This is a genomic window from Candidatus Neomarinimicrobiota bacterium, from assembly GCA_030743815.1.
In the GTDB taxonomy this organism is placed as follows: domain Bacteria; phylum Fidelibacterota; class Marinisomatia; order Marinisomatales; family S15-B10; genus UBA2146.
Window position 1 is genome coordinate 1 of sequence record JASLRT010000014.1, and the last position, 23,142, is coordinate 23,142.

Annotated in this window: 25 protein-coding genes and 4 tRNA genes; all 29 read right to left on the reverse strand. The window is 49.0% G+C overall.

Annotation, left to right across the window (positions count from 1 at the left end; translation table 11 throughout):
* Nucleotides 1–156 (reverse strand): GTP-binding protein (locus QF669_01280; GenBank protein ID MDP6456078.1); only part of this gene is annotated, 156 nt, incomplete at its 3' end.
* Nucleotides 157–192: 36 nt separating this feature from the next.
* Nucleotides 193–265: transfer RNA gene (locus QF669_01285), tRNA-Thr, on the reverse strand.
* Nucleotides 266–336: 71 nt separating this feature from the next.
* Nucleotides 337–409 (reverse strand) — tRNA-Gly (locus tag QF669_01290).
* Between the two features lie 53 nt (nucleotides 410–462).
* Nucleotides 463–545 (reverse strand) — tRNA-Tyr (locus QF669_01295).
* 221 nt (nucleotides 546–766) lie between these two features.
* Nucleotides 767–839, reverse strand: a tRNA-Thr gene (locus QF669_01300).
* 244 nt (nucleotides 840–1,083) lie between these two features.
* Nucleotides 1,084–2,493, reverse strand: a complete 1,410-nt coding sequence (gene cysS, locus QF669_01305; GenBank protein ID MDP6456079.1) for a cysteine--tRNA ligase — start codon at nucleotides 2,491–2,493, stop codon at nucleotides 1,084–1,086.
* 2 nt (nucleotides 2,494–2,495) lie between these two features.
* Nucleotides 2,496–2,990 carry a UpxY family transcription antiterminator gene (locus QF669_01310; protein ID MDP6456080.1) on the reverse strand — a complete coding sequence of 165 codons (495 nt, stop codon included), beginning with the start codon at nucleotides 2,988–2,990 and terminating at the stop codon, nucleotides 2,496–2,498.
* An 11-nt stretch (nucleotides 2,991–3,001) separates the two neighbouring features.
* The gene (locus QF669_01315; GenBank protein ID MDP6456081.1) at nucleotides 3,002–3,907 is read right to left on the reverse strand and encodes a D-alanine--D-alanine ligase; all 906 of its coding nucleotides are present in this window, start codon (nucleotides 3,905–3,907) and stop codon (nucleotides 3,002–3,004) included.
* The gene (locus QF669_01320) at nucleotides 3,904–4,473 is read right to left on the reverse strand and encodes an HAD family hydrolase (protein ID MDP6456082.1); all 570 of its coding nucleotides are present in this window, start codon (nucleotides 4,471–4,473) and stop codon (nucleotides 3,904–3,906) included. The genes QF669_01315 and QF669_01320 overlap by 4 nt, the downstream gene beginning before the upstream one ends.
* Nucleotides 4,470–5,447 carry a lysylphosphatidylglycerol synthase transmembrane domain-containing protein gene (locus QF669_01325; protein ID MDP6456083.1) on the reverse strand — a complete coding sequence of 326 codons (978 nt, stop codon included), beginning with the start codon at nucleotides 5,445–5,447 and terminating at the stop codon, nucleotides 4,470–4,472. The genes QF669_01320 and QF669_01325 overlap by 4 nt, the downstream gene beginning before the upstream one ends.
* Before the next feature lie 10 nt (nucleotides 5,448–5,457).
* Nucleotides 5,458–6,102, reverse strand: coding sequence for a hypothetical protein (locus tag QF669_01330; protein ID MDP6456084.1), 645 nt, complete (start codon nucleotides 6,100–6,102; stop codon nucleotides 5,458–5,460).
* Entirely contained in the window at nucleotides 6,086–8,461 is a 2,376-nt protein-coding gene (locus tag QF669_01335) for a DNA translocase FtsK 4TM domain-containing protein (protein MDP6456085.1), read from the reverse strand. The genes QF669_01330 and QF669_01335 overlap by 17 nt, the downstream gene beginning before the upstream one ends.
* Nucleotides 8,458–9,561 carry a glycine cleavage system aminomethyltransferase GcvT gene (gene gcvT, locus QF669_01340; GenBank protein ID MDP6456086.1) on the reverse strand — a complete coding sequence of 368 codons (1,104 nt, stop codon included), beginning with the start codon at nucleotides 9,559–9,561 and terminating at the stop codon, nucleotides 8,458–8,460. The genes QF669_01335 and gcvT overlap by 4 nt, the downstream gene beginning before the upstream one ends.
* Before the next feature lie 61 nt (nucleotides 9,562–9,622).
* Complete coding sequence (locus QF669_01345; protein MDP6456087.1) at nucleotides 9,623–10,816, reverse strand: aminotransferase class I/II-fold pyridoxal phosphate-dependent enzyme; 1,194 nt, start codon at nucleotides 10,814–10,816, stop codon at nucleotides 9,623–9,625.
* A gap of 210 nt (nucleotides 10,817–11,026) precedes the next feature.
* Nucleotides 11,027–11,620: a Holliday junction branch migration protein RuvA gene (ruvA, locus tag QF669_01350; GenBank protein MDP6456088.1), complete on the reverse strand. Its 594-nt coding sequence runs from the start codon at nucleotides 11,618–11,620 to the stop codon at nucleotides 11,027–11,029.
* A gap of 2 nt (nucleotides 11,621–11,622) precedes the next feature.
* Entirely contained in the window at nucleotides 11,623–12,102 is a 480-nt protein-coding gene (ruvC, locus tag QF669_01355; protein MDP6456089.1) for a crossover junction endodeoxyribonuclease RuvC, read from the reverse strand.
* The gene (locus QF669_01360; protein ID MDP6456090.1) at nucleotides 12,103–12,849 is read right to left on the reverse strand and encodes a YebC/PmpR family DNA-binding transcriptional regulator; all 747 of its coding nucleotides are present in this window, start codon (nucleotides 12,847–12,849) and stop codon (nucleotides 12,103–12,105) included.
* Between the two features lie 180 nt (nucleotides 12,850–13,029).
* The gene (locus QF669_01365) at nucleotides 13,030–13,464 is read right to left on the reverse strand and encodes an SPOR domain-containing protein (GenBank protein MDP6456091.1); all 435 of its coding nucleotides are present in this window, start codon (nucleotides 13,462–13,464) and stop codon (nucleotides 13,030–13,032) included.
* Nucleotide 13,465: 1 nt separating this feature from the next.
* Complete coding sequence (locus QF669_01370; GenBank protein MDP6456092.1) at nucleotides 13,466–14,227, reverse strand: tetratricopeptide repeat protein; 762 nt, start codon at nucleotides 14,225–14,227, stop codon at nucleotides 13,466–13,468.
* Nucleotides 14,224–15,984, reverse strand: a complete 1,761-nt coding sequence (locus tag QF669_01375; GenBank protein MDP6456093.1) for a BatD family protein — start codon at nucleotides 15,982–15,984, stop codon at nucleotides 14,224–14,226. The genes QF669_01370 and QF669_01375 overlap by 4 nt, the downstream gene beginning before the upstream one ends.
* Nucleotides 15,984–16,688: a tetratricopeptide repeat protein gene (locus tag QF669_01380; GenBank protein MDP6456094.1), complete on the reverse strand. Its 705-nt coding sequence runs from the start codon at nucleotides 16,686–16,688 to the stop codon at nucleotides 15,984–15,986. The genes QF669_01375 and QF669_01380 overlap by 1 nt, the downstream gene beginning before the upstream one ends.
* Nucleotides 16,681–17,712, reverse strand: a complete 1,032-nt coding sequence (locus tag QF669_01385) for a VWA domain-containing protein (protein MDP6456095.1) — start codon at nucleotides 17,710–17,712, stop codon at nucleotides 16,681–16,683. The genes QF669_01380 and QF669_01385 overlap by 8 nt, the downstream gene beginning before the upstream one ends.
* Nucleotide 17,713: 1 nt before the next feature.
* Entirely contained in the window at nucleotides 17,714–18,706 is a 993-nt protein-coding gene (locus tag QF669_01390) for a VWA domain-containing protein (GenBank protein MDP6456096.1), read from the reverse strand.
* 3 nt (nucleotides 18,707–18,709) lie between these two features.
* Complete coding sequence (gene gatA, locus QF669_01395) at nucleotides 18,710–20,080, reverse strand: Asp-tRNA(Asn)/Glu-tRNA(Gln) amidotransferase subunit GatA (GenBank protein MDP6456097.1); 1,371 nt, start codon at nucleotides 20,078–20,080, stop codon at nucleotides 18,710–18,712.
* Nucleotides 20,073–20,312: a twin-arginine translocase TatA/TatE family subunit gene (locus QF669_01400; GenBank protein MDP6456098.1), complete on the reverse strand. Its 240-nt coding sequence runs from the start codon at nucleotides 20,310–20,312 to the stop codon at nucleotides 20,073–20,075. Before QF669_01400 ends, gatA begins: the two co-directional genes overlap by 8 nt.
* 20 nt (nucleotides 20,313–20,332) lie before the next feature.
* Nucleotides 20,333–20,623, reverse strand: a complete 291-nt coding sequence (locus QF669_01405; protein ID MDP6456099.1) for a DUF4321 domain-containing protein — start codon at nucleotides 20,621–20,623, stop codon at nucleotides 20,333–20,335.
* A 3-nt stretch (nucleotides 20,624–20,626) separates the two neighbouring features.
* The gene (gene pssA / locus QF669_01410; protein MDP6456100.1) at nucleotides 20,627–21,382 is read right to left on the reverse strand and encodes a CDP-diacylglycerol--serine O-phosphatidyltransferase; all 756 of its coding nucleotides are present in this window, start codon (nucleotides 21,380–21,382) and stop codon (nucleotides 20,627–20,629) included.
* On the reverse strand, nucleotides 21,379–22,014 hold the full coding sequence (locus QF669_01415) for a phosphatidylserine decarboxylase family protein (GenBank protein ID MDP6456101.1): 636 nt from the start codon (nucleotides 22,012–22,014) through the stop codon (nucleotides 21,379–21,381). The genes pssA and QF669_01415 overlap by 4 nt, the downstream gene beginning before the upstream one ends.
* Nucleotides 22,015–22,029: 15 nt before the next feature.
* The gene (locus QF669_01420) at nucleotides 22,030–23,124 is read right to left on the reverse strand and encodes a trypsin-like peptidase domain-containing protein (GenBank protein ID MDP6456102.1); all 1,095 of its coding nucleotides are present in this window, start codon (nucleotides 23,122–23,124) and stop codon (nucleotides 22,030–22,032) included.
* Between the last annotated feature and the right edge of the window lie 18 nt (nucleotides 23,125–23,142).

The window sequence follows — 23,142 nt, forward strand, 5'->3', positions numbered from 1 at the left end:
ATTGTCAATAGAGTCAAACGTGCGGATCTCACTCAAACCACGCTTCGACAATAAAAGCGTCATCGCCGCCGTCAACGTCGTCTTGCCGTGATCCACATGTCCAATCGTACCTACGTTTATGTGAGGCTTCGTTCGCTCAAATTTCTCCTTTGCCATAACCTGTTCTCCTTGATTACTGCATGTCGATTACAGAGCCTACGACCGGGCTTGAACCGGTGACCTCGTCCTTACCAAGGACGTGCTCTACCGACTGAGCTACGTAGGCATCCAAAGAAATTTTAGACCAAGGGGCATTGAAAGTAGTTTTTTGCGTGTGATTTCCATAAACCCGTTCTGAGCGGCGGACGGGGCTCGAACCCGCGACCCTCAGCTTGGAAGGCTGATGCTCTACCAACTGAGCTACCACCGCATTCTTATCACCCACCACTGTGCCTCTTATCTTCTGGATGCGTACGGTTCTTGTGGGGAGAGATGGATTTGAACCACCGTAGGCTTGCGCCGCCAGATTTACAGTCTGGTGCATTTGACCGCTCTGCCATCTCCCCCAGTTTTCATGAGGATGTGAAATACCCAAGGTAACCATAAACTTGATGTTTTGTTTTCTTCTGCGTTTTTTCTAGGGTCAAAAACCCTTTTTCAAATTCTCTCGGGGCGGGAGCCCTGTACCGCTACTTTTATTCTTATAATGTGTTGCCTGAGGGAAGTCTCTCCAGCTGGCTGTCGGGCAACGTCCCTTCGACTCATAGATCATCCCGATATGCCATCGAGCCACCGGAGGGACTTGAACCCCCGACCGGCTGATTACAAATCAGCTGCTCTACCATCTGAGCTACGGTGGCATGTCGGGATCTTTTCCCAAGCCGAGGCTGAAATCCAACACCGGCAAGGCGGGACTTCGTCACCTGAGTTACACCTTGGACAAAACTCGAGACTTCAAAACCTCCGTGGCACACATTTTGCATAGCCTTGAAATTTAGAGACGATTTTAATATATGTCAAATTATTTCAGCTAAAAAATAAAGAAAAATAATAGTGAGAAATATAGAGTATTTATAACCATTTACACGACAGCGCAATATAACCTCATCTAACTTCACCCGATATCCGCTTCACCACAGTACCGGAAGGAGTGTCCTCAAGCTGCAGACCTTTCTTAAGAAAATAGTGGCGAATTTCATCAGATCGTGCCCAATCCTTACTATCCCTTGCCGCCTCTCTCTCTTCAATAAGCGTCAAATCTTCCTGAGACAATTCGACTTCATCTTCTGACGTTACACCGATAACCGAATCGATTTTACTCAGAATGGAGAGAATATGGCTGGCTTCTTCTTTCTTCAGTTTCCCATCGTCAATTCTTCTATTCTCTTCCCTGACCCAGTTGAAGACAAATCCCATCGCCTCAGCTATATTTAAATCCTTATTCATAGCGCTTGTGAATTCTTCCAGTACATTCGAACTATCTGGCGTCAATTCACCGGATTGTATTTCCGCAATCCCTTCCAATCTCCGTTTAAAATCCTGAAGCCTCAGCACTGAATTGTCAGCAGCTGCCAGATGTTCCTCTGTAAGATTGATCTTCTGACGGTAGTGCGAAGAAATGAGAAGATAGCGAATGGCGAGAGGGTTGTACCCCTTCTTCAGCAATGCAGGCAACGTATAGTAATTACCCAGCGATTTGCTCATCTTTGTGCCGTCTACAATAAGATGTTCACAGTGTACCCAACAGTTTGCAAACCTTCCCCCTGTGGCACAAATACTCTGCGCTATTTCATTCTCGTGATGGGGAAAGATGAGATCGACACCGCCGCAATGAATGTCGAATTCTTCTCCGAGATATTGCATCGACATGGCGGAACATTCCACATGCCAACCGGGGCGTCCCCTTCCCCAGGGGGCATCCCACGAAACTTCTCCATCCTCAGGTTTCCACCCTTTCCAGAGGGCAAAATCGTTGATATTCTCTTTGTCGTATTCGTCGTCTGCCACACGTTGCGTCGAAGTGAGCGATTGGGTGTCAATTCGAGACAAACGCCCGTACTCAGGGTACGATGACAGTTTGAAGAAAACTGAGCCGTCATCAGTAGCATATGCGTGTCCTCGATCCATAAGGGATGAAATGAGATCGATAATATGAGGAATATGTTGTGTTGCAGCAGGGTATTCATCCGCCTCCAAAATGCCAAGTGTGCTGACGTCTTCCATGAACGCCGCCCGGTACCTTTCCGTAAATTGCACTAAGGTTTCATTTTCCTCGGCGCATTTTGCGATAATTTTGTCATCCACATCAGTAAGATTCATAACGTGGAGAACACGGTAACCGATAAAGCGAAGATATCGCTTCAGAAGGTCAAAAAAGAGGAACGATCGACAGTTGCCAATATGGGCGAAATCGTACAGCGTAGGACCGCACGTATACAGTCGTACCGTATCTCCCTCAATAGGCTTGAACTCCTCAACTCGTCTGGTGAACGTATTATGGAGACGAAGACCCATCTTCACTTCACAGGTTTTATCATATTGGAATCGATCTTGACGGAGATAGCTTGCTGGATCCCATCAACATGAAGTACAAAACGTTGGTCAGTATCTTTCCTTGAAAGGGTACCTCTGACACCCCGCAGCGGGCCGCCAATGACTTCCACCTCCTCCCCTATATCAAAAAAGTCGTGCGGATCAGGAATGAAACCACCCTCAAGTATCTGCCGCACCGCCTCTACCTGTTCAGACGGTACAATAGCGTATTCGCCCTTAAACTTTACGATATGGTGGACGCCGATCGTCTGCAATACGTAAAGAGCGTGGTTGAGGGGGATATGAACAAAAAGGTAACTGTTAAATAACGGCATCCAGACCCACTTCTTGCGATCCTTCCAGAACCGCAACTTCTTGACGAGAGGTAGATAGGTCTTTATCCCTTTCTCTCTAAGTTGCTCATCAGCCGTTTTTTCGTGGCGAGGCTTAGTATAGACGGCAAGCCATACTTCCTCCACTCCATTCTCATTCATTGCAAGGCAAGATCGATAATAGTTTTTATTACTTTCTCAAAAGAAACACCCGCTTGCTTTGCCGCCTTGGGAACAAGGCTTGTACCGGTAAGTCCGGGCAATGTATTTACTTCAAGACAGTAGTATTCGTTTTCCGGATTGAGCCGAAAATCGACACGGCAATAATGACGACAACCGATGAGATCAGCGATCTTTTTGGATGCGTTGACAATTAACTCAACCAGGGAAGAAGGTAAATCAGCCGGACAGATATAGTCAGACATTCCTGCTGTGTACTTACATTTGTAATCGTAGAATTCGTGGGAAGGTTTAATCTCGATAACAGGTAGAGCATCCCCGCCAAGAATGCCCACGGTGATCTCTCTTCCGGGGATATACTCCTCGATCATAACATCACCACCGAACTCCTGGGCTATTTCAACGGCAGCGTCTATCTCTGAGGCACTGTGCACAATTGAAACACCCATTGTACTTCCGTCTGCGTTTGGTTTAACAACAACCGGATAGGAGAATCTCTCTTCGCTGGTTTTTACCTCACCAAAAGAACCGCCTTCAATCATCAGCCACGATGCAGTTGTAAGACCGTTTTCTCTAAGCAACAGCTTTGTCCTGTTTTTGTCCATAGCGAGAGCCGATGCTTTGGCACCAGAGCCCGTATACCTGATACCATTTTCCTCAAGAACCTGCTGAACGCCGCCATCTTCACCTTCACCGCCGTGGAGCGCGATGAAGACCACTTCTGTACTCTTAAGAATTGGAATCACCGCTTCAAGTGCGCCCTCGTAGGGGCAAGGAATGACTTCCATCCCAAGAGTGTCTACAGCTTCCACCACCGCCCGACCCGTTGAGAGCGATACCTCTCTCTCGGAGGAATTGCCCCCCATCAATACAGCAACTGTCATTTGGAACTCTTGTCTCCGATTATAAAGTCAATACAGTCGGTTAAGTTGTTGCCTGATAAATCAATCTCTAACATAGCTTGTGCCAGTATTCTTTCTGTAAGTTTACCGTTTCCCGTACGGACAAGGACAGTTTTCATTGATAGTGCTTTCCCAGCTCTGATATCCGCTTCAGAGTCGCCAATAATATAAGACCGATCCAGTTCAATCGAGTGATCCTTCGCCGCCCGTTCAAAGAGTGCTGTCCCCGGTTTGCGACATCGGCATCCTTCATCGGGATGATGGGGACAAACATACACGCCTAAAAGCGGGATGCCAGACGCCTCGAATTGGTCCTCAATAAAGCGGTGAATAGCGTCCAGATTCTCTTGTTTGATCTTTCCCCTGGCAATACCTGATTGATTGGTGACAATGATGAAAGCAAACTCCTGATCATCGAGATTCTGCAGCGCTACAAGTGCATTAGGGAAGAACTGAAACTGATCCAGCGAAGAGATGTAACCCGGATCCGGATTCAATGTCCCGTCTCTATCCAAGAATACTACTGTCCGTGATTCAGAATGATTCACGCTTCGATCTCTATTGGTTTGACTTCTTTAAGGGTAACAGAACTTCTGATCAGGCAGAAAGACCCAACCGCCACCAGCGGCACAAAACCGATGGCATGATTCAGTATGGCAAACGCCTGAGACATAGATTCACCCTGGCCAAACAGCCCAACCATCACCAGAACAGCACCAGCGTGGTATGTACCAATGAATCCGGGTGCCGAAGGGATCATAATAACCATCGTGGTGGCCACCAGCACCACTCCCACCTCTATCCAGGTTATGTTGATGTCAAGCGCGTGAGCAGTCAGCCAGCTTATGCTAAAGTAAATCACCCACAAAGAGATACTGTAGAATGCAAGTGACCAGTAGTGTTTTGTTTGTCTGAGACTTACCAGTCCGTGGAGAAATGAATGAAGCAGGTGTCTCACTTTCAGACCCAGCCCGCGCTGCAGCAGTGCCATATTCTCAATTCTTTCCAGCCACTCCTCATGCGTACTGGATATCCACAAAAGGACAGCGAACCCTCCCAGAACGATGATTCCAAGCGCAATTCCCCCACTTGCCAGCCAGCGGGGTACGTCGTAAAGAGAGAAAAAGAGAATCACAAGAATGAGCGTGCCTGTCATATCCAGGAGGCGTTCAACCACAATGGTTCCGAACGCGCTGGCGGCCGTGAGGGAGGGCTCTTTTTCACGAATGGCATAAGCCCTCATGAATTCTCCCAGGCGGAGCGGGAGAACGCTATTGCCAAAATAACCGATCATTGTAGAAGAAAATGCCGTAGAAACGGATACTCGAGAAATGGGTAAGAGCAGAATCTGCCATCTGAGCGCTCTCACCCAGACACTGAATACCATCAGTAGCAGTGCAACAAGAATCAAAGACCATTGCGCCTGGGCAAGTGCTCCCCCCAGTTCCGTTAAATCAATTTGACGGAAAGCCACATATAGACCTATGATACTAATAACTAAACCGACAATAAACTTCTTCATTTCTGAATTATCACCTTAGATCAATTATTTCTTTGCCACGGAGCGATTCATTTGTCAGTCGTTCCGCATCCTTGAGAGACGATACACTCTCCACTGTCACCGCTACCCGGGCATCGTCCCCGATGCTACCTCTGATTGAGACAGGAAGCCAGTCATACGAGTTCACAATGATATCTAACCTGTCAAAACCGACCAAGGTTTCCGCGGTAAGTCTGACGCGTACTTTGTTTTCATCTATTCTGGACACCGCCCGGACACTAAAACCTGAAAAGTCACCCAACAGAATGGAGAAGAAACTGGACGGATCCTTTCTGTTGAAGCGGTCTATGACCACCTGATCTGTTTCGGAATAGTGTGTCATAATCGTCGACTCCTGGATTAGAATAGTCTGATAGGGCAAGTTGAGTTCCAGATAGTCACTCCCGAGGATCGACAAGGTTCCACGTCCTTCCCAAGAATCATCCAGGGCTGAGTAGCTCCACTTGACCTGAAAATGGTGACCGGCGGGATCATGAAGTGCTTTTTTAATCTTCCCAAGGATGTCCGCATCGACCCGAAGTTCAGCCGCCGTAATTGCCCCCGAAGTCACCGCAATAACTGAGAAGTATGTGAGAATGTGAATAAAGCTGACTACCCGATCAGGATGAGTCGTCATCCAGCACCTGGAGGTAGGATTCGTCAACGAGGACTTCCCTGGCCTTACTTCCTGTAAAGGCACCGACAATACCGAGCTGTTCCATCTCATCGATCAGCCTGGCAGCCCGGGAATAACCGATCCGGAATCGCCGCTGGAGGAGCGAGATCGATCCCTGCTGATGAGTAACAATAAGGCGGATTGCATCCTTCAGGAGTTCATCTTCCCCATCAACAGGTCTTCCCAATCCGCCATCCTCAGCCAGTTGGACTTTAGAGCCTTCCAACAGGATTTCGTCGGCTGTCGGCTGAGATGCAACATGGCCCACAAGCCTGTTTATCTCTTCCAGTGACACAAAAGAGTTATGAACACGTATCGGTTCAGATGCACCCGGCGGCAGAAACAGCATATCGCCTTTGCCAAGAAGTTTTTCCGCTCCATTTGTATCAATGATCGTCCTCGAATCAATTTTTGTTGCCACCTGAAATGCAATTCTGGCCGGAAAGTTCGCCTTAATTACACCGGTAATGACATCCACGGACGGCCGCTGTGTGGCCACCACAAGATGAATTCCCACGGCCCTGGCCATCTGTGTAAGTCGTGCGATGGGGATTTCCACTTCCTTGGGCGCCCTGAGCATCAAATCAGCGAGTTCATCAATCAGCACAACAATGTAAGGCATTACGGGGAAGTCATTAGACTGTACCGCCTTTTCATTATACTCTTGAATATTTCTTACGACCGCATCAGCCAACACATCGTAACGCCGACTCATCTCCCGCTCCGCAGCACGCAGCGAGAGAATAGCATTCTCAGGCGTGGTGATTACATATTCATCTATATCATCGCTGGTAATCAGGTGGTGTTTTTCCAGAGAGCGGTAGGACGCCAGTTCCAGTTTCTTGGGATCAATCAGGATAAACCTTACATCCTCAGGCGTCGCGCGATAGAGAATACTAGTAATAATCGTATTGATACAGACGGATTTTCCCGATCCCGTCGTTCCAGCCACCAGCAGATGCGGCATCTTCTCAAGTTCGATTATAAAATTCTCACCATTGGTGGTTTTACCGAGAGCCACAGCCAGCTTTGAGTCCGAACTGACAAACTTTTCCGAATTGATCACCGACCGTAAATAGACGATGGACGGATTCTGGTTGGGTATTTCTATTCCGACGGAAGACTTCCCCGGAATCGGTGCGATCACCCTTACACGGGGCGCTTTCAAAACCCTCGCCAGATCGTCCGATAGTTGCACAAACTTGTTGACTCTTACTCCCTCAGCCGGTTCCACCTCAAAGAGAGTAATGATTGGACCGGGAGAAATGTTGACCACTTGACCTTCCACACCAAACGTCATGAGCGACTGTACCAGGAAATTGGCTTTCTCTACCAGTTCTTCATGAGATGCGCTGGGAATAACAATCTGTTCGTGCTTGTCCAGGATATCTACGGAAGGGAGTTGATATTCGCGTTTTGGCGCTCGTTCCGCCTGAGCATCGAGATCTACCTCTTCCTCGATGACTTCCTCACCAATTGTGAAGCCGCCCGATTCGTCAGCCTCGGGAGTTTCCTCCATCTCCATTTCCATCTGCGGCAGATCGGCCTCTTCCGTTTCTACCTGTTCTTCTGCTGGCGGTATCGAGACAGATGTCGGCTGAACCGGACGCTCACTTTCAGGATCGGGAGGTGGTGCTTCTAAAATCTTCTCAGATTCTTGTACCTTTTCATCAGGAAAATCTTCTTCTCCTCTCTTCTGCTGCAGTTGAGTCAGTAGGTGAGCGGTGTGTTCCCGCTTCTCTTTTTCCTTATCTTTTTCGGCAACTTTTAAATTGTGTTTATTGCGAACCGTCATTAAAGATATCGATGCCATTTTAAAGGGGCGGTAAAAATCCCAATTGAAATATCCCCTAATCACGACCAGGGTACCAGCCAGCAAAACTAAACTGGCCCCGATTGTACCAAGAAAGTCGTGTAGTAATCTTGCGAGAAGGGCTCCCACGAGACCGGCGTTCTGGTAACTTGTGGGGCTCATGATGCCGCGGACAGCTGCCGGCAGACCGAGAGCAACTGAGAGAATCAGGGAAAGTGCCAGACCGTGAACTGAAATACGAATGAGTGTATTATATGACTTCTTGGCGAAGATCCACCAACCCCAGATAAGCCCCAGCAAAGGGATCACATATGCCACGTAGCCGATAGTCATCTTGATGAGTGCGTGGGAGACATAGACGCCCAAGATACCCATCCGGTTTGTAATAGCCACATGCTGGGAAATGGACGGTTCTTCAGTGGCATTATAGGTGAAAAGACTGAGCAAAACGAACAGTGATAAAACAATGAGGAGAATCCCGATGATTTCTTTACGTCTATCTTTCATTCAATCTCTTTCGTCAAAGTACCACTATTCCAGAAAGGCGGTTTCACGATCACGGCCCCGATGCCTGCATCGCGGATGCTAATCTCAACCCTTGAACCGGGCTTACCATATTCAGCTTCAACAAATCCTATGCCGATACCCTTTTTCAGAGATGGAGAGAAGGTTCCGCTGGTAACCTGACCTACTTGCGCACCGTCCCGGAGGATCGGATAGCCGTTTCTTGGAATCCCGCGTTCTTCCATTTCGAAGGCCACTAATTTACGAGAGATACCGGCAGACTTCAATCGGAGAATTGCATCGCGCCCAATAAAGCTTTCCTGATCAAGTTTGGTTATCCAGCCGAGTCCAGCTTCAAGAGGTGAGGTCGATTCATCCAGTTCATTGCCATAAAGAACATATCCCATCTCCAGCCGCAAAGTATCCCTGGCGCCGAGACCGACAGGCTTTACCCCAAATGAGTCGCCCGCTGCTGTCAGAGCATTCCACAATCGGTCTGCATCGTCATTACTGAGATAGAGTTCGTAGCCCAATTCGCCAGTGTAACCGGTCCTGGCACACAGAATGGTCACGCTGTCAAATGTTGTTTCCTGGTGATGATAGAAAGAGAGAGCACCGATCCAGGGATCACAATTGAGATTCTTAAGTAGAGCATGAGAATCGGGTCCCTGCACCGCTATCAGTGTTGTTTCATCAGAAACGTCGCGCAACAAAACATTTTCAGTTTGATGTTCTTTAAGCCAATCATAGTCCTTGAGGATATTGGATACGTTCACGACCAAAAGATAATCTTCATCCCTTCTATACAAAACACAATCGTCTATGATTCCCCCGTTCTCGTTGCAGATGGCGGTATACTGCGCCTGACCAACTTCAAGCCGGGCGACATCGTTAATCGTTACTTTTTGCAGGAACTGTCTGGCACCACTCCCACCAATCTCAAACTCACCCATATGAGACAGATCAAACAGCCCAACCCTTTCCCTCACGACACTGTGCTCTTCGATGATGCTACTGTACTGAATGGGCATCTCAAAACCTGCGAAAGGAACCATCTTTGCACCCAAGTCAACATGCCTATGGAACAGCGCTGTACGTTTCACGGTGTATTCAGACTATAATTTCTTATGTAATCGCTGATGGTGCAGTCCCGCACCGCGATGATCAAGTCTCAAAGTATTCCTTCAGCCTCCCCAGCCCCTGCACAATATCTTCCACATCTATACCGGAATATGCAAAACGGATGTAGTAATCTCTCTCATCGGGAAGAGGGCGGCCGAAGTGGTTCCGGGTGCAGAAGGAGATCCCCGTCTTATGCAACGCTTCAGTCTGAAGTTCACCGATCTCCGTGAATCCCTTACGTTCCATGATTTCTGTGACCTTGGGGAAAAGGTAAAAGGTGCTGTTTGGGAGGGCAATGTCAATCCCATAGATAGCGTTGAGACCGTCCACAGCGGCGTTGCGGCGATCCTTCAGGATTTCGAGAATTCTTTTCGGTCCAGACTGATCGCCGTCAATCCCCTCCACCATAGCCCACTGAATGAAATGATTAGAACACGACTCATGATTCGTATTCAGCTTGGTAATAACATTAATTACTTTTTCCGGCCCAACACCCGCCCCCAAGCGCCAGCCTGTCATAGCAAACTTTTTAGAGAAGGTGTACAGAATTACCGTGCGTTCCATCATTCCCGGCAGCGCTACAATAGAGTGGGGTTCGCCTCCGTAACGAATCTCGAAATAGGCTTCATCTGAGAGAACCCACAAATCACACTTAAGCGCAAGTTCCGCGAGGGATTTCATCTCATCTTCTGTAGACTCTGCACTGATGGGGTTTTGATAATTGTTATAGATGAGAATCCGAGTTTTATCCGTAATGGAATCGTGAAGTTTATCCAAGTCGATGGCGAATCCCTCATCCGTCTGGACGTATCCGTACGGGACGGCGACACCCCCCTGGAATTCAATCTGAGATTCATAGATGGGGTAGCCGGGATTGGGATAGAGGACCTCATCTCCGGAATTCATAACAGCGGAGATAAACTTGCTGATGAGAGGTTTACCCCCGGGTTGAATGGAGACATTTTCCGGGCCATATATTACTCCGCGCCTGTGACTGACGTCATGGGCTAAGGCCTCTCTTAGTGTAGCGATTCCCGCTGCCGGAGAGTAGCCTGTTCTTCCGTCCGCGATAGCCTTGCTGGCGGCTTGCACCACATTGGCTGGCGTAGAGATATTCATATCACCGAGATGGAAGGGGTAAACCTTGTTTCCCTGTGAAGCCCACCGGGCCGCCTGCACAGACACAGCAAAAGCTGTCTCTGTGCCGAGACGCTTTAATCGATCAGCAAGTTGCACGAAGTATTTCCTTTTCTATTAAGTTGAACGCCTTCCGCACAAGTCCCCTCCTTGGAGGGGTGGATCCGCTGTACCTCGAAGACAGGGTGGGTAAGTACAATTCTTGATAACTCATCATCATTCATTTGCTACAAACCTTGAAGGTTTCTGCCCTCACATGAACTATAAGAATCAATTAGTCTTGAACCAAGATTTTACGAGATACCTCTCCTACAGTTTGGTCAGGGCAGACTTAACGATCTCTTCCAAACCGCCTTCCAGCTGACCATCCTTTCTCATACCGGTGAGTACTTTGAACCCTTGCACCCTTGAGAATCCAAGTGCGGTAAGTGCTGCCAGAGCGTCAGCGAATTCATCACTGAGAGCGTCATCCTCTTTAAGGATATCATCTAAACCTTCGACGGTGACAAATTTCTCCTTTAGTTCGACAATAATTCGTTTAGCCGTCTTCGGTCCGATTCCTGGAAGTGCTGTTAAAGCCGCAACATCGCCCGCGATGATCCGGCGCTTGAATTCACCCGGGCTGGCCCCTGACAGAATTCCGATGGCGAGCTTGGGTCCTATTTTCGTAATCCCGATCAACATCTTGAAGAGCTCCAACTCTTCCTGCGAATAGAAACCGTAAAGCTCCAGTGCGTCTTCACGGACGTTGAGGTAAGTTATCACCTCTACTTCGGCACCTGCTTCCGACATATGATCGTAAGTCGGCACCGAAACGAAAATATGTAGTGATATGCCGCCTACATCGATCACGATCCCACTGGGCGTTTTTTGTCTAAGTTTACCCTTTACAGAATGAATCATATTCACATCTCCGGCGGCTGGTTAAGGTGACAAAGGGCAGTGGCAAGCGCATCGGTGATATCCAGCTTAAGAGGCGTATCCGGTAACGATAACAGCGACTTCACCATGTATTGAACCTGCTCTTTGGATGCATTTCCATTCCCCACCACAGACATCTTAATCTTGCGCGGCGAATACTCAAAGCACTGGATATCCTGGTGAGCCCCCGCCAGCAGAATGACGCCCCGCGCCTGCCCCAGCACAAGAGCTGTCCTGGCATTCTTGCTGAAAAAAGCCTCCTCCACTGCCATTTCATTAGGACTGTTCTCCTCAATAATCTTTTTAAGATCGTCATACAGATAAGATAGGCGTTCATAAAGAGGTTTACCGCCGGGCGGCAATACGGTGCCGAACTTAACGGCGCGGTGATCGTGGCCATCTGACTCAATGATGCCATAACCTGTTACCTCGATCCCGGGATCAATCCCGATGATTTTACGCAACTATTGTACCTCAGCAATGACCACTTCATCCATGTCGAAGTTCGACGAGAGGGTCTGGATGTCATCATGATCTTCCAGCGATTCCATCAGATTGATCACCTTACGAGCGGTCTCTCCTTCGACCCTGGCCGTATCACGGGGAATATTTGAAATTTCTGCCCCGGTCACAGTGAACTGATTATGCTCCAGATGATGTTTCAAGTCCGCCATCCTCTCCGGTTCCGAAGTGATCTCGTAGACATCCTCCTCTTCTACAAAGTCGTCACCGCCCCCTTCCAGCACCGTCTCAAGGAGCCTATCTTCGTCCATCTCGTTCTTGTCCACCGTCACAAGTCCCTTCTTTTCAAACATCCACGCCACGCATCCTGATGCACCAAGATTGCCGCCGTACATTGTCATGAGATGACGGATTTCAGCTACTGTCCGCTTTCTGTTGTCCGTCATCACTTCCATCATGATAGCGACGCCGCCGGGACCATAGCCTTCAAAGACAGCTTCCTCATAGGTGACGCCGGGGAGTTCGCCCGTCCCCCGCCGGATGGCCCGTTTGACGTTATCGGCAGGCATGTTGGCCGCTTTCGCCGCCAGGACGGCCTGTCGCAGCCTCGGATTGGCGTCCTCTTCCCCACCGCCCATTCTGGCCGCCACGGTGATCTCCCTGATAAGCCGGGTGAACACCTTGCCGCGCTTAGCGTCCACTACCGCCTTCTTGCGCTTAATCTGTGCCCATTTGGAATGACCGGCCATTGGTTCCTCCGATAACTAATGATTGCAGGCGCTTGTCACAAGACTGTATCCGGACAGGATTAAAATCTCCAAGATTGTCAGCAACAACAGGCTTTCCCGACGGGGAAATTTATGGCGAAGGTGTCTGCCGGACAACCGTTTTCCCGACGGGGAAATTTATGGCGAAGGCAATGTTGCTTCTTAGCGTCTGCTCTGTTGTACCCTAACCTGACTGCGGATAATCCACGCTGTCAGGTATCCCATTTTCCTGATACGAAGCTGAACTCTCTCAGCATCGAAACGGGAACGGAAATTCCCCACCCTTACCTTATAGTTTGGGGGATCGAATATCACATAGACTTCATCATCGAACAGAGGTAAAAGTTCAGTGCGTAGGTTGGCAGCCGACTCGTGATCCAGAGTTGACAGTACCTGAATCCGGTACCCTTCTTCAGTGGTATCAGCTGACGTTCTTTTCAGTTCTTCAGGAAGCTCGTCTCCGGGTCGTAGAATGACAGGCCATTTGATTTCAGGTTCACTCAATGTGTTAGGACTAAAGCTTTCATCCACCTTGACTTTCCTGTCCTGACCACTGACCATAAAGAAGAAAACAATGACAGCAAAAAGTGACCTCATCTTAAAGTACTCTCATTCTATCTGAATGTATCCAACCTTTCTTGCCGTCAATCAGTTCTATTTCCATCCATGGAAACTGTTGGCTTGCAATTTTTGCTTTCGTCCCCTCGTGCACTACAAACAGTAGATTACCGATATCAGTCGGTGCCGAATATACTTTCGCTTCCGTGGCGATGATTACACCTTCCTCTTTGTCCAGGAGATCAAAATAGAGATCTGCAAAGATGACGCCTGAGAGAAGGGCAATTGCAAGAGTTCCCGCCAGCAGATTGCTGGAAATCACCCGCGGTACCCATTCAAGAAAAGATCCGTTGAGATAAAGTAAGCTGGAAATCAGGAGAAAGCTACTCACGATGAGGAGCCACTGAGACGGCGAAAATCCACGCTTCAGTGCGCCGTACCATTCCAGAACGAACAGAGCCTCAGGCGCTTCCACCCGGTCGACTATTCTGGCATTGGCCACACTCAGATTGAATCTTAAATCGCCATCTCTCGGGTTAAACTTGAGTCCCTTTTCGTAGGCCCATATAGCATCGCCCAAGCTACCTATCTGATAATATGCATTGCCAAGATTGTAGTAAAGATTCGTATGCGAAAAACCCTGATTCAGCACCTGATTGTAAAGATTGACTGCCTCGGTATAGCTGTTCTGCTCGTACATCTGGTTGGCATCGCTGAACAGTGAATCGGGATATGAACGCTGAGCCCCCGCTGAAGTGCACAATAAAAGTATAACAATCAGGATTAACGAAGTCCTACTCATAAAACAGTATCAATTTTTTTCAGTAATACAGTCGTTCTTTTTGCCATGGCCGCAGCGTCCTTTCCTTTGTCAGCCAGATCAGAGGGGGCATAACGGGCGCGATCGCATGAGACAAGAATGTCTGTCAAGTCCTGTATCGTATCACTACCAAGTCTGCCATCCAGAATCCTGTTCAATGAAGCGCTATCCATGCCGGCACGGGAGATACCAAGTCTAGCGCTAAAATAGCTGAAAACAGCATCCGCTACCAGATGAAAACCGGACGGATCCTTTACTTTGCGCAGCTTTCTCCTGGCCTTACGCATGGCATTCCGCGACCTACTGATAGCACTTCTTTCTTCTTTCCCATCCTCAAGCGATGTCACAACTCTGGGAGTCAAAAAGAGTGCCAGCGCCGCAATAGTAAACCACCAGAAAAACGCCGGAATCATCCTTTCGCTCAGAGGTTTCAACTTCACCGCCCCGGTGCGAATATAGCGTATATCCTGACCCAAAAGTGCAATCTCTTCTTTCGTCAGTCCTCTTCCCTCACCCATAATGCCCTTGCCCGGTTTCACATCCAGGACAGCCGTCTCAGTGGTCGTCTTTTTCCATTCAGATACCTCGGGATTTAAATAGCCGAGTTCTGATCTCGGTATGAAAAATCTGCCCTCTTTGCGCGGAATGATAATGTATTCCCACCGCTTCTTTCCGGAGATCTGATCCCGGAAAGGATCCTTCTCAAATGAAGTTTTGGGATTGAACACTTCCAGTCCATCGGGAAAATCCGGTTCCTCCAGCTGAAAAAGGTTCAGATTTCCCGTCCCCGTCAATTCCACCACATAAGAAACTGCTTCATTAACTTCTGTTGATGTGGTATCGAGATAAGAGGCAAGAGCAAACTCACCCACAGCGCCGGTAAAATCAGCGGGACGGTTCTCAGCCGGTACGGGCTTCACTGCCAGCTTAAGTCCGTCAGACCTCACAATCTGTTGCTTGTTCCGCTTGAAGAAATCGTCAAAAAGCGAAGGCACTCTCGATCTCGACGGCACCTCAATGGTGCAGTTCAAGATCATGGGGTCCAGTGTCAAGTCTCCCGTTGTAGTTGGAAAAAGGGCAATCTTGTAGAGCGTCGCTACCTTGTAGCGAACTCCCTCTAATTGGGCGTCCCTCAGGGTAGGCTGTTTAGGAGCATACAGCTCCTCCATCCAGAAACCGATACCTTGCGGCTGCTTTTCCACTGAATACTGACGAAGATTTACTCTCGTGTACAGTTTGTAGCTGACTGTGATCTGCTCACCGAGGTATGCTTCACTTTTGTCACTCTCCGCCGTCAGAAAAACAAGGGGTGTGGTTGTCTCAGATTGCTGCTGCGGCTCTCCGCTCCTCTGCGCTGGCTGCCGCTGCCCTTGTGAGACCCGAACAGTAATAGCTTCCGTACGGTAACGTTTCCCATCGATTGTTACGTCCAACGCTGGGATGGTCAACGTGCCAGATCTTTTGGGAATCAGTGTCCAAGAGAGCGTCTTCGAGCTGGACATTTTTCCATTTACCCACTGGAAGCTGCTACTCTGCGCGGGGCCAGAGATCAGGGTAAAGTCTTCAATCTGTGAAATATCTAATTGGGCAAAACCTTCGCTTCCTTCTACAGTTACCTTGAAATTGACTGTCTCATTCAATCCTATCTGTTTAGCATCCACGGTGGCGAGGAAAGACACATCGGCCCTGAGAATAGACAGAAGGCTGAAAATGAGTAGTAAAGGGCGCAGCAATATCATTACCAGTCTTTCTCTCTCTTTTTCGACTTGGCCAGGCTCAACAGCCGTTTCATCAAATTCTCTTCATCCGCTTTGAGGGCATTGAGTATAGTTTCAGCATCTGGCTTTTCCCGTTGTTCTGCCCCACCTTGTTCCTGCGGTTGTGGCTGGCTTTGCTGCGGCCGATTTTCCTGTTGTTTACTTTCACCTTGAGATGGATCTTGCCCGGCTTGATCTTGCGCCTGCTGTTGCTGTTGTTGCTGCTCTTCTGCCGAATCGTCCTTTTGTTCCTGACCGGATTGATCCGGTTGCTGTTGTTGCTGCATCTGCTCCATCAGCCGTTTGGTGAATTCATAGTTGTACTTGGCATCAAGGTCACCGGGATTCAATTCCAGCGATTTCCTGAAAGCGGAAAGACTCTCTTCCATCATCCCCTGCTGATGGAGGGTATTACCGAGATTGTAGTAGCTTTTGGAACGCAGATCATTTTCATCAACTCCAGCAACAGATTTGAATTCCAACGAAGCCCTTTCATAGTCCTCCTCCAGGTAAGCTGCGTGACCTGCGCCAAATCTCGCTTCTGGCATGTCGGGGTACTTCTTCAGGACAGATTCGTAGTAAGCGAGTGACCGGGATCCGTCTGCCCCTACTGAGTCAACCGCTACAGGCGGCTGACTCCAAAGGATTGCCGCGCTCGCCGCTGTTAAGATTATATGTCTACACAAAGCGACCCCTCCATTCAGGCGATCCCTTTTTTCGACTGGGGATAAACAGTATACCGGTAAACAGCACAAGTGCACAGGCAAGAAAAATCTGATACCTGTCCTCAAACTGAGAATATTCGTGAGTCTTCAACGTCCTCTTTTCCATGGCGTGGATCATTTCGAGGACGTCTTCCATCGATCCGCCACGATTATCGAAGCGAACGAAAACACCCCCTCCGAGCATGGCAAGTTCGTTAAGCATCGGCTCGTTGAGTATTGAGGTCACGAGTTTACCTTTACGATCCTTCTTGTAGTCGATTCTATCTCCCGTCTGACTGAAAACCGGAATCAGGGAACCTGTAACTGTCCCCACGCCGACAGTGTGGATAATAACACCTCTTTGCACCGCCTCTTTTGCCATCTTCACTGCCCGTCCTTCATGGTCTTCACCATCTGTCACCACAACCAGAACCCTGTACTTCTCACTCTCTTCAGGAAACGACGATGATGCCATCTCCAGAGCATCCGCAAGTGCTGTCCCCTGCGTCTGAATGAGGTCACTGTCAACGGCGTCCACAAACAGTTCGGCGGCGGCGTAATCCCCTGTAAGCGGAAGATAAAGATGACTCGTCCCCGCAAACACAATAATCCCGATTCGATCTCCCTTCAGGCGCCCAATGAGCCTTGAGATTTCGAACTTCGCCTTCTCCAGACGATTGGGCTTCACGTCTTCGGCTGTCATGCTTGAAGAGATGTCGAGGGCGACAATGATGTCAACTCCTTGCCGCTTGACCTCTACTAGCTTTGTACCGATCTGGGGTCCACTGAGCGCAAATATCAGGATGATAATTGCCCACCAGCGCAATCTCTGCTTCCACCGATCGGCAGCGGGATTAATCCTGGAGAAGAGGCGATTTCTCACCTTCTCATCTCCCCACCGTTCCATCTCCCGCAGGCGCTGACCACGTGTTAACCACCTGTAAAGCAAAACAGCGCCCAGAAGAAAATAGAAGACAAAGGCAAGAGGATATCTGAAGTCTACCACTCTAGTTTTTCCTCTTGAAAACAATGTCCGCCAGCACGCGATCAGTGAGCATGAATATAACAGCAGGTAACAGAAACCAGACAAAAAGTTCGCGGTATTCGAAAAACTCCTTCACTGTGATCTCAGACCGTTCCAGCAGATTGATCTCTTCGTATATTGCCGTAAGTCGCTCTTCATCGGTGGCACGAAAGTACTCACCTCCCGTGGCCGAAGCGATCTTTCGCAGCGTCTCCTCATCCATGTCGACATCCACCTGCATATAGCGCTTGCCGTAGACAGGATCAGCTACTGGATATGGCGCCTTACCTCTACTCCCGACGCCGATGGCATAGATCCGGATATCATACTCAGCGGCAAACCCGGCTGCCGTGATGGGATCGAGCTCTCCTGCATTGTTGCTACCGTCAGAAAGAAGGATCATAACCTTGCTCGCGGCATCGCTGCTCCTGAGCCGGTTGATGCTGTGCGCGATAGCCATACCGATAGCCGTTCCATCATGAGCCTCATCGATAATAGTAACCTGAGACAGCAATCCTTGGAGGACATCGTAGTCTATGGTGAGCGGACACTGGATATAGCTTTCGCCGGCAAAGACGAGCAGACCGATGCGGTCCCCTTTTCGATCCTCGATAAATTTTTTCGCGGTCTGCTTGGCCGCCTCCAGCCGATTGGGCTTAAAGTCTTCGGCACGCATACTGCTGCTGATATCCACAACGAGCACCATGTCCACCACATTCACCGATGTCTCCGAAAGATCCAGTACGGCGCGCGGTCTCGCCATAGCCGTAATCAGCAAGGCAATGATGGTGAGCTGCAATACCATCAAAAGTCTGACCTTCCACTCGCCCGACAAGCGGGGCACTTGAAGCAGCGGTCTTATGGAAGAGAACTGGACCGTCCCTTCGGCGCGACGGCCCCAGCGCGCGTACCACCAGACAGTGAGGGGGACAACCACCAGAAGGAGGAGGATCCAGGGATGAGCAAATTCGAGCACTATTCAGATTATTGAGTTCTGCTCAATATAATGACTGAGGCGGAGGATAGTTTCCTCGCAGAAGAAATCACCTACGAGCTGCAGACCGATTGGCAATCCCGCGCTGTGTTCAGCACAAGGAATGCTGATGGCGGGAACTCCAGCCAGACTCATAGGTGTCGTAAATATATCGGCAAGATACATCTCAAGTGGATTGTCGAGATTTTCTCCAAGTTTGAAAGGGGGTGTAGGTGTTGTGGGAAGTATAATAACATCAACTTGAGAAAAAGCGTCAACAAAATCATCTCTAATGAGCCGGCGGACTTTCTGAGCCTTGCAGTAATAGGCATCATAATAACCTGATGAAAGAATATAAGTACCGAGCATGATGCGGCGTTTCACCTCATCGCCGAATCCAGCAGAACGTGTGTTGCAATACATCTCTTCCAGCGTCTCATCTCTTTCACTCAGGCCGAACCGTACACCATCAAAGCGCGCCAGATTCGATGAAGCTTCTGCCATCGTTAAAACGTAGTAGGTCGCAATAGCGAACTTGCAATGGGGTAAGATGACAGTTTCGATTTTACAACCCGCTCTCTCAAGCGATGAAAGGAGACTTTTGAGTCTCTCCAGAATTTCTTCATCCACCCCTTCTGCAAGAAAATTCCACGGCACCCCTATCCTTTGCGGCAGATCACCTTCAAGCAGCTGTGAATAGGGCGGTACGGGCTCGGCTGAGGATGTTGCATCTTTCTCATCGACACCGGCAACAGTTTCCAGAAGAAGTGCGATATCACCGGTAGTTTTGCCAAAGGGACCGATCTGATCGAACGATGAGGCAAATGCCACCAGTCCGTACCTCGATACACGACCGTAGGTCGGTTTAAGTCCATACACGCCGCAGAATGCCGCCGGTTGACGCACCGAGCCGCCGGTATCCGAACCGAGAGCCAGATCGGTGAGCCCCAATGCCACAGAAAGGGCGGATCCGCCGCTTGAACCGCCAGGAACCCTCTCCTTGTCCGTGGGATGCCTTGCCGGCCCGAAACGGGAGTGCTCAGTGGAGGAACCCATAGCGAATTCGTCATGGTTCGTCTTACCTACAATGACACCTCCATGCGCTAAAATCTTTTCCACCGCGGTAGCGTGGTAGGGCGATTCGTACTTATGTAGAATGCCGGAAGCGCAGGTGATTCGCCACCCTTTCACCGCTATGTTATCCTTCACTGCGACGGCTCTACCGCCCAGAATTCCGCTCTGAAGCGTTGATTCCCGGTAGAGCCCTTCCTGAGGGCTCAGAACAATAGCGTTATTTTGCGAGTACTTCTCAGATCCCTCAATAAAGCCCTTCGATTTTTTGGCTGGATCGAGAGATGAGACAGCGGGGTTATTCACCCGGAGATTCCGGTTTCTCCGTTGTTTTCTCTATGGAATCCACGGTATCGTCCAGTTCTTTTTCGATGCCCTCGACGGCACCCTTAAACTCTCGGATTCCCTTTCCGAGTCCCCGCGCAAGTTCGGGAAGACGTTTCGCACCAAACAGCAACAATACGACAAGCAGGATCAGGAAGACTTCCCAGCCGCCGAGACCACCGATGAGAAGAGGAATATTCATCATATGTATCATTGTAACCTCCGTTCTTAACTCTATCTGAAATAGCGCAAGAAATAGTATGCCATGCCCAGACCAAAAATACCGGCAAAATTGAGCTTGATCTTGAGTCCCAGGATAAGCGTCAGCACGCCAAGATTTAGACTCAATGCGTCATCGCCGCCCCCAAAAAGGCCGCCGAGAGAAAACTCCACACTTTGAAGGAAGAACTGCCTCACTACCCCCTCCGGCAAAACAAACCCTAATAATTCGCCGATATACGTTCCAATCATAGCCCCGGCGAAAAGGATGAGAACAATCACCTTTACTTGACGTCTATTAGCCATCTTTTATTTGCTTTTGAAGAATCCGCGTTTTGAGACCACTTTAGTTTTTATCTGAGCCTCGTCGTGGGGAAGAAATGCCCTGACTATACCAGCAGCGACGTAGAGTGCCGCCAGGGGAAAAAGGATAAGGCTTTTCCAAAAGGTAAGAGCGCCCACGCACAGCATGAGTGCCACAACTTTAATGCGCCCGCGCCAATTAATGCCTATATAGGGTATCTTCGCATAGGGAATATGACTGACCATCAGATAAGATAGAACAAGCGCCAGCAACAGCGCAATTCGAGGGTCACCGGGCGAACCGTAAATACCCTGATTGAAAAGCACAAATGAAGCAAAAGTCAATGCTTGAGCTGTGCTGGCCAATCCTGTAAAGAAATGCTTCGGTGCATCCTCGCTCTGAATGGTGAAGCGAGCCAGTCGGAAGGCACCGGCAAAAAGCGGGGTAAAACTAATCATCGCTCCCAGAAAGGGGTGCATTCCTTCAATGTAAGCAAAATATAGCAGCACAGCCGGTGCGGTGCAAAAAGAAACAAGGTCGGCAGCAGAATCAAACTGTTTACCAAAGTTGGAAGGAACTTTCAGCAGTCGAGCTGTAGCACCATCGAGACCGTCAAAAAGAGCAGCCGCCAGGATTAACCATGCGGCCTTTCCGAAAGCTCCCAAGGCTGACTGTAGAATCGCCAGAAAGCCGAAGAGAAGATTAAAGAAAGTGAACACTCCCGGTATAGCCGATTTATTCACATGAATCTGTTTCATCATAAAAGTTCTCCAATCACCGACTGACCGCCGACCACCTTCTGTCCCACGTTTACATGAATCTTTGCATCAGCCGGAACAATAATATCTGTACGCGATCCAAACCGGATGTAACCGAGACGATCGCCGCGAGAGACCTCATCTCCTTCCTTGAGATAACAGATGATTCTTCGGGCTACAACCCCTGCGATCTGTTTTACCCTGATGAGGCTTTCACCGGTCACAATATGAATCTCCGTATGTTCATTCGCCCTGGAAGCTTCGTCTTTAAATGCAGCCAGGAATCTACCTTTTGAATATAATACTTTTTTCACAAGCCCGGAGACAGGAACGCGATTAGCATGAACATCGAAAATCGAAAGAAATATCGATACCTGCATAGCCTCTCCCTCTGAGCCTCTTTCGCTGCCCACAAAGACAACTTTCCCATCAGCAGGAGACAGGATGAGGTTTTCTCCGGGCGGTGTAATCCTGTCAGGATCGCGGAAAAAAATCAGGCAGAGAACAAGTAACGGCAGACAAATTATGGCGAGTACTTTTAACACCGGAATCTCTCCAGTCCAGCCGCCAAGCGCGAAAACTACCGTGACCAGAACTACTCCCGCAATTATACTTTTCCCCTCAGGCGCTAACATTTCATCTTTCCAGGTTCATCCACTCTTCGTCAGCCGTAATTTAGTAGTCGACATCTTTCCGTCGCGGTAGAACTTGATGCTGACCCTGTCATCCGCACGGAGATAGTCTTCCTCAATAAGTTTCAAAATATCACCCCCTGAATTAACCGAAGCATTATTCATCTCGTAGATTACATCTCCCACTTGAAGGCCGGCCTTATCAGCCGTACCGCCTCTGAGGATTTCCGTAATTATGATGCCACCGATTAGCGGCAGATTCAGGTATCTGGCGAGGGCTCTGTCCACTCGCTGAAATCGAAATCCGATGCTGACACTCCGGTCTATTCGACCATACTTTTTCAACTCCTCGGCGATTCCTTTGGCTCGGTTGATGGGTATAGCAAAGCTGATGCCGATGGAACCTTCCGAATATCCTCCACCGGTAAATATGAAAGTGTTGATCCCTATTACTTCACCTTCAGCATTGCTGAGCGGTCCACCGCTGTTACCCTGATTAATGGAAGCATCTGTCTGAATCATCCCTTGATACACTCTGCCGGAAAGTTCCTTGCCGAAATCGAGATCGACAGCACTGATAATGCCAACAGTCGCCGTCGGTTGTTTATTCACATCAAAAAGTCCGAAAGGATTGCCTAAGGCAATTACCCATTCCCCTATGATGATATCGTCGGAATCTCCAAGTTTTGAATATGGAAGGTGTTTACCCTCAATTCTCAGAACGGCAAGATCGGTAACTCTGTCTTCTCCTATGACTTCCGCATCGTATTCCTTCCCACCCGGCAGGGTAACAATTACTTCATCTGCGTTCTCGACAACGTGCTGGTTTGTGATGATATAGCCGTCGGGGCTGATGAGTACCCCGGACCCAAGACTCTTGATGGTTTGGCGATAAGGATTTTCGGGAAACAGGAACTGGAAAAATGGATCATTAAAAAAGGGCGATGGGATATACTCCTTGATCTGAACAACGTTTATGCTGGCAACAGCCGGCCCCACTGACTTGATCGCTTCCGTGATGGCGTTCTGCCTCGAGGCACTGACATCCGCCAATTCACCACAAAACGTTGACGGTGCTGTCAAAAGCAGGATCAGTGTAATCGAATAAAACATCTTTTTTACGCATGACAT

Bases quoted from the DNA above. Each gene is read 5' to 3' on its own strand.
- cysS (MDP6456079.1), bottom strand. From the start codon at position 2,493: ATGGGTCTTCGTCTCCATAATACGTTCACCAGACGAGTTGAGGAGTTC.
- QF669_01315 (MDP6456081.1), bottom strand. From the start codon at position 3,907: ATGACAGTTGCTGTATTGATGGGGGGCAATTCCTCCGAGAGAGAGGTA.
- QF669_01325 (MDP6456083.1), bottom strand. From the start codon at position 5,447: ATGAAGAAGTTTATTGTCGGTTTAGTTATTAGTATCATAGGTCTATAT.
- QF669_01330 (MDP6456084.1), bottom strand. From the start codon at position 6,102: ATGACGACTCATCCTGATCGGGTAGTCAGCTTTATTCACATTCTCACA.
- QF669_01335 (MDP6456085.1), bottom strand. From the start codon at position 8,461: ATGAAAGATAGACGTAAAGAAATCATCGGGATTCTCCTCATTGTTTTA.
- ruvA (MDP6456088.1), bottom strand. From the start codon at position 11,620: ATGATTCATTCTGTAAAGGGTAAACTTAGACAAAAAACGCCCAGTGGG.
- QF669_01360 (MDP6456090.1), bottom strand. From the start codon at position 12,849: ATGGCCGGTCATTCCAAATGGGCACAGATTAAGCGCAAGAAGGCGGTA.
- QF669_01365 (MDP6456091.1), bottom strand. From the start codon at position 13,464: ATGAGGTCACTTTTTGCTGTCATTGTTTTCTTCTTTATGGTCAGTGGT.
- QF669_01370 (MDP6456092.1), bottom strand. From the start codon at position 14,227: ATGAGTAGGACTTCGTTAATCCTGATTGTTATACTTTTATTGTGCACT.
- QF669_01375 (MDP6456093.1), bottom strand. From the start codon at position 15,984: ATGATATTGCTGCGCCCTTTACTACTCATTTTCAGCCTTCTGTCTATT.
- QF669_01400 (MDP6456098.1), bottom strand. From the start codon at position 20,312: ATGATACATATGATGAATATTCCTCTTCTCATCGGTGGTCTCGGCGGC.
- QF669_01405 (MDP6456099.1), bottom strand. From the start codon at position 20,623: ATGGCTAATAGACGTCAAGTAAAGGTGATTGTTCTCATCCTTTTCGCC.
- pssA (MDP6456100.1), bottom strand. From the start codon at position 21,382: ATGATGAAACAGATTCATGTGAATAAATCGGCTATACCGGGAGTGTTC.
- QF669_01415 (MDP6456101.1), bottom strand. From the start codon at position 22,014: ATGTTAGCGCCTGAGGGGAAAAGTATAATTGCGGGAGTAGTTCTGGTC.
- QF669_01420 (MDP6456102.1), bottom strand. From the start codon at position 23,124: ATGTTTTATTCGATTACACTGATCCTGCTTTTGACAGCACCGTCAACG.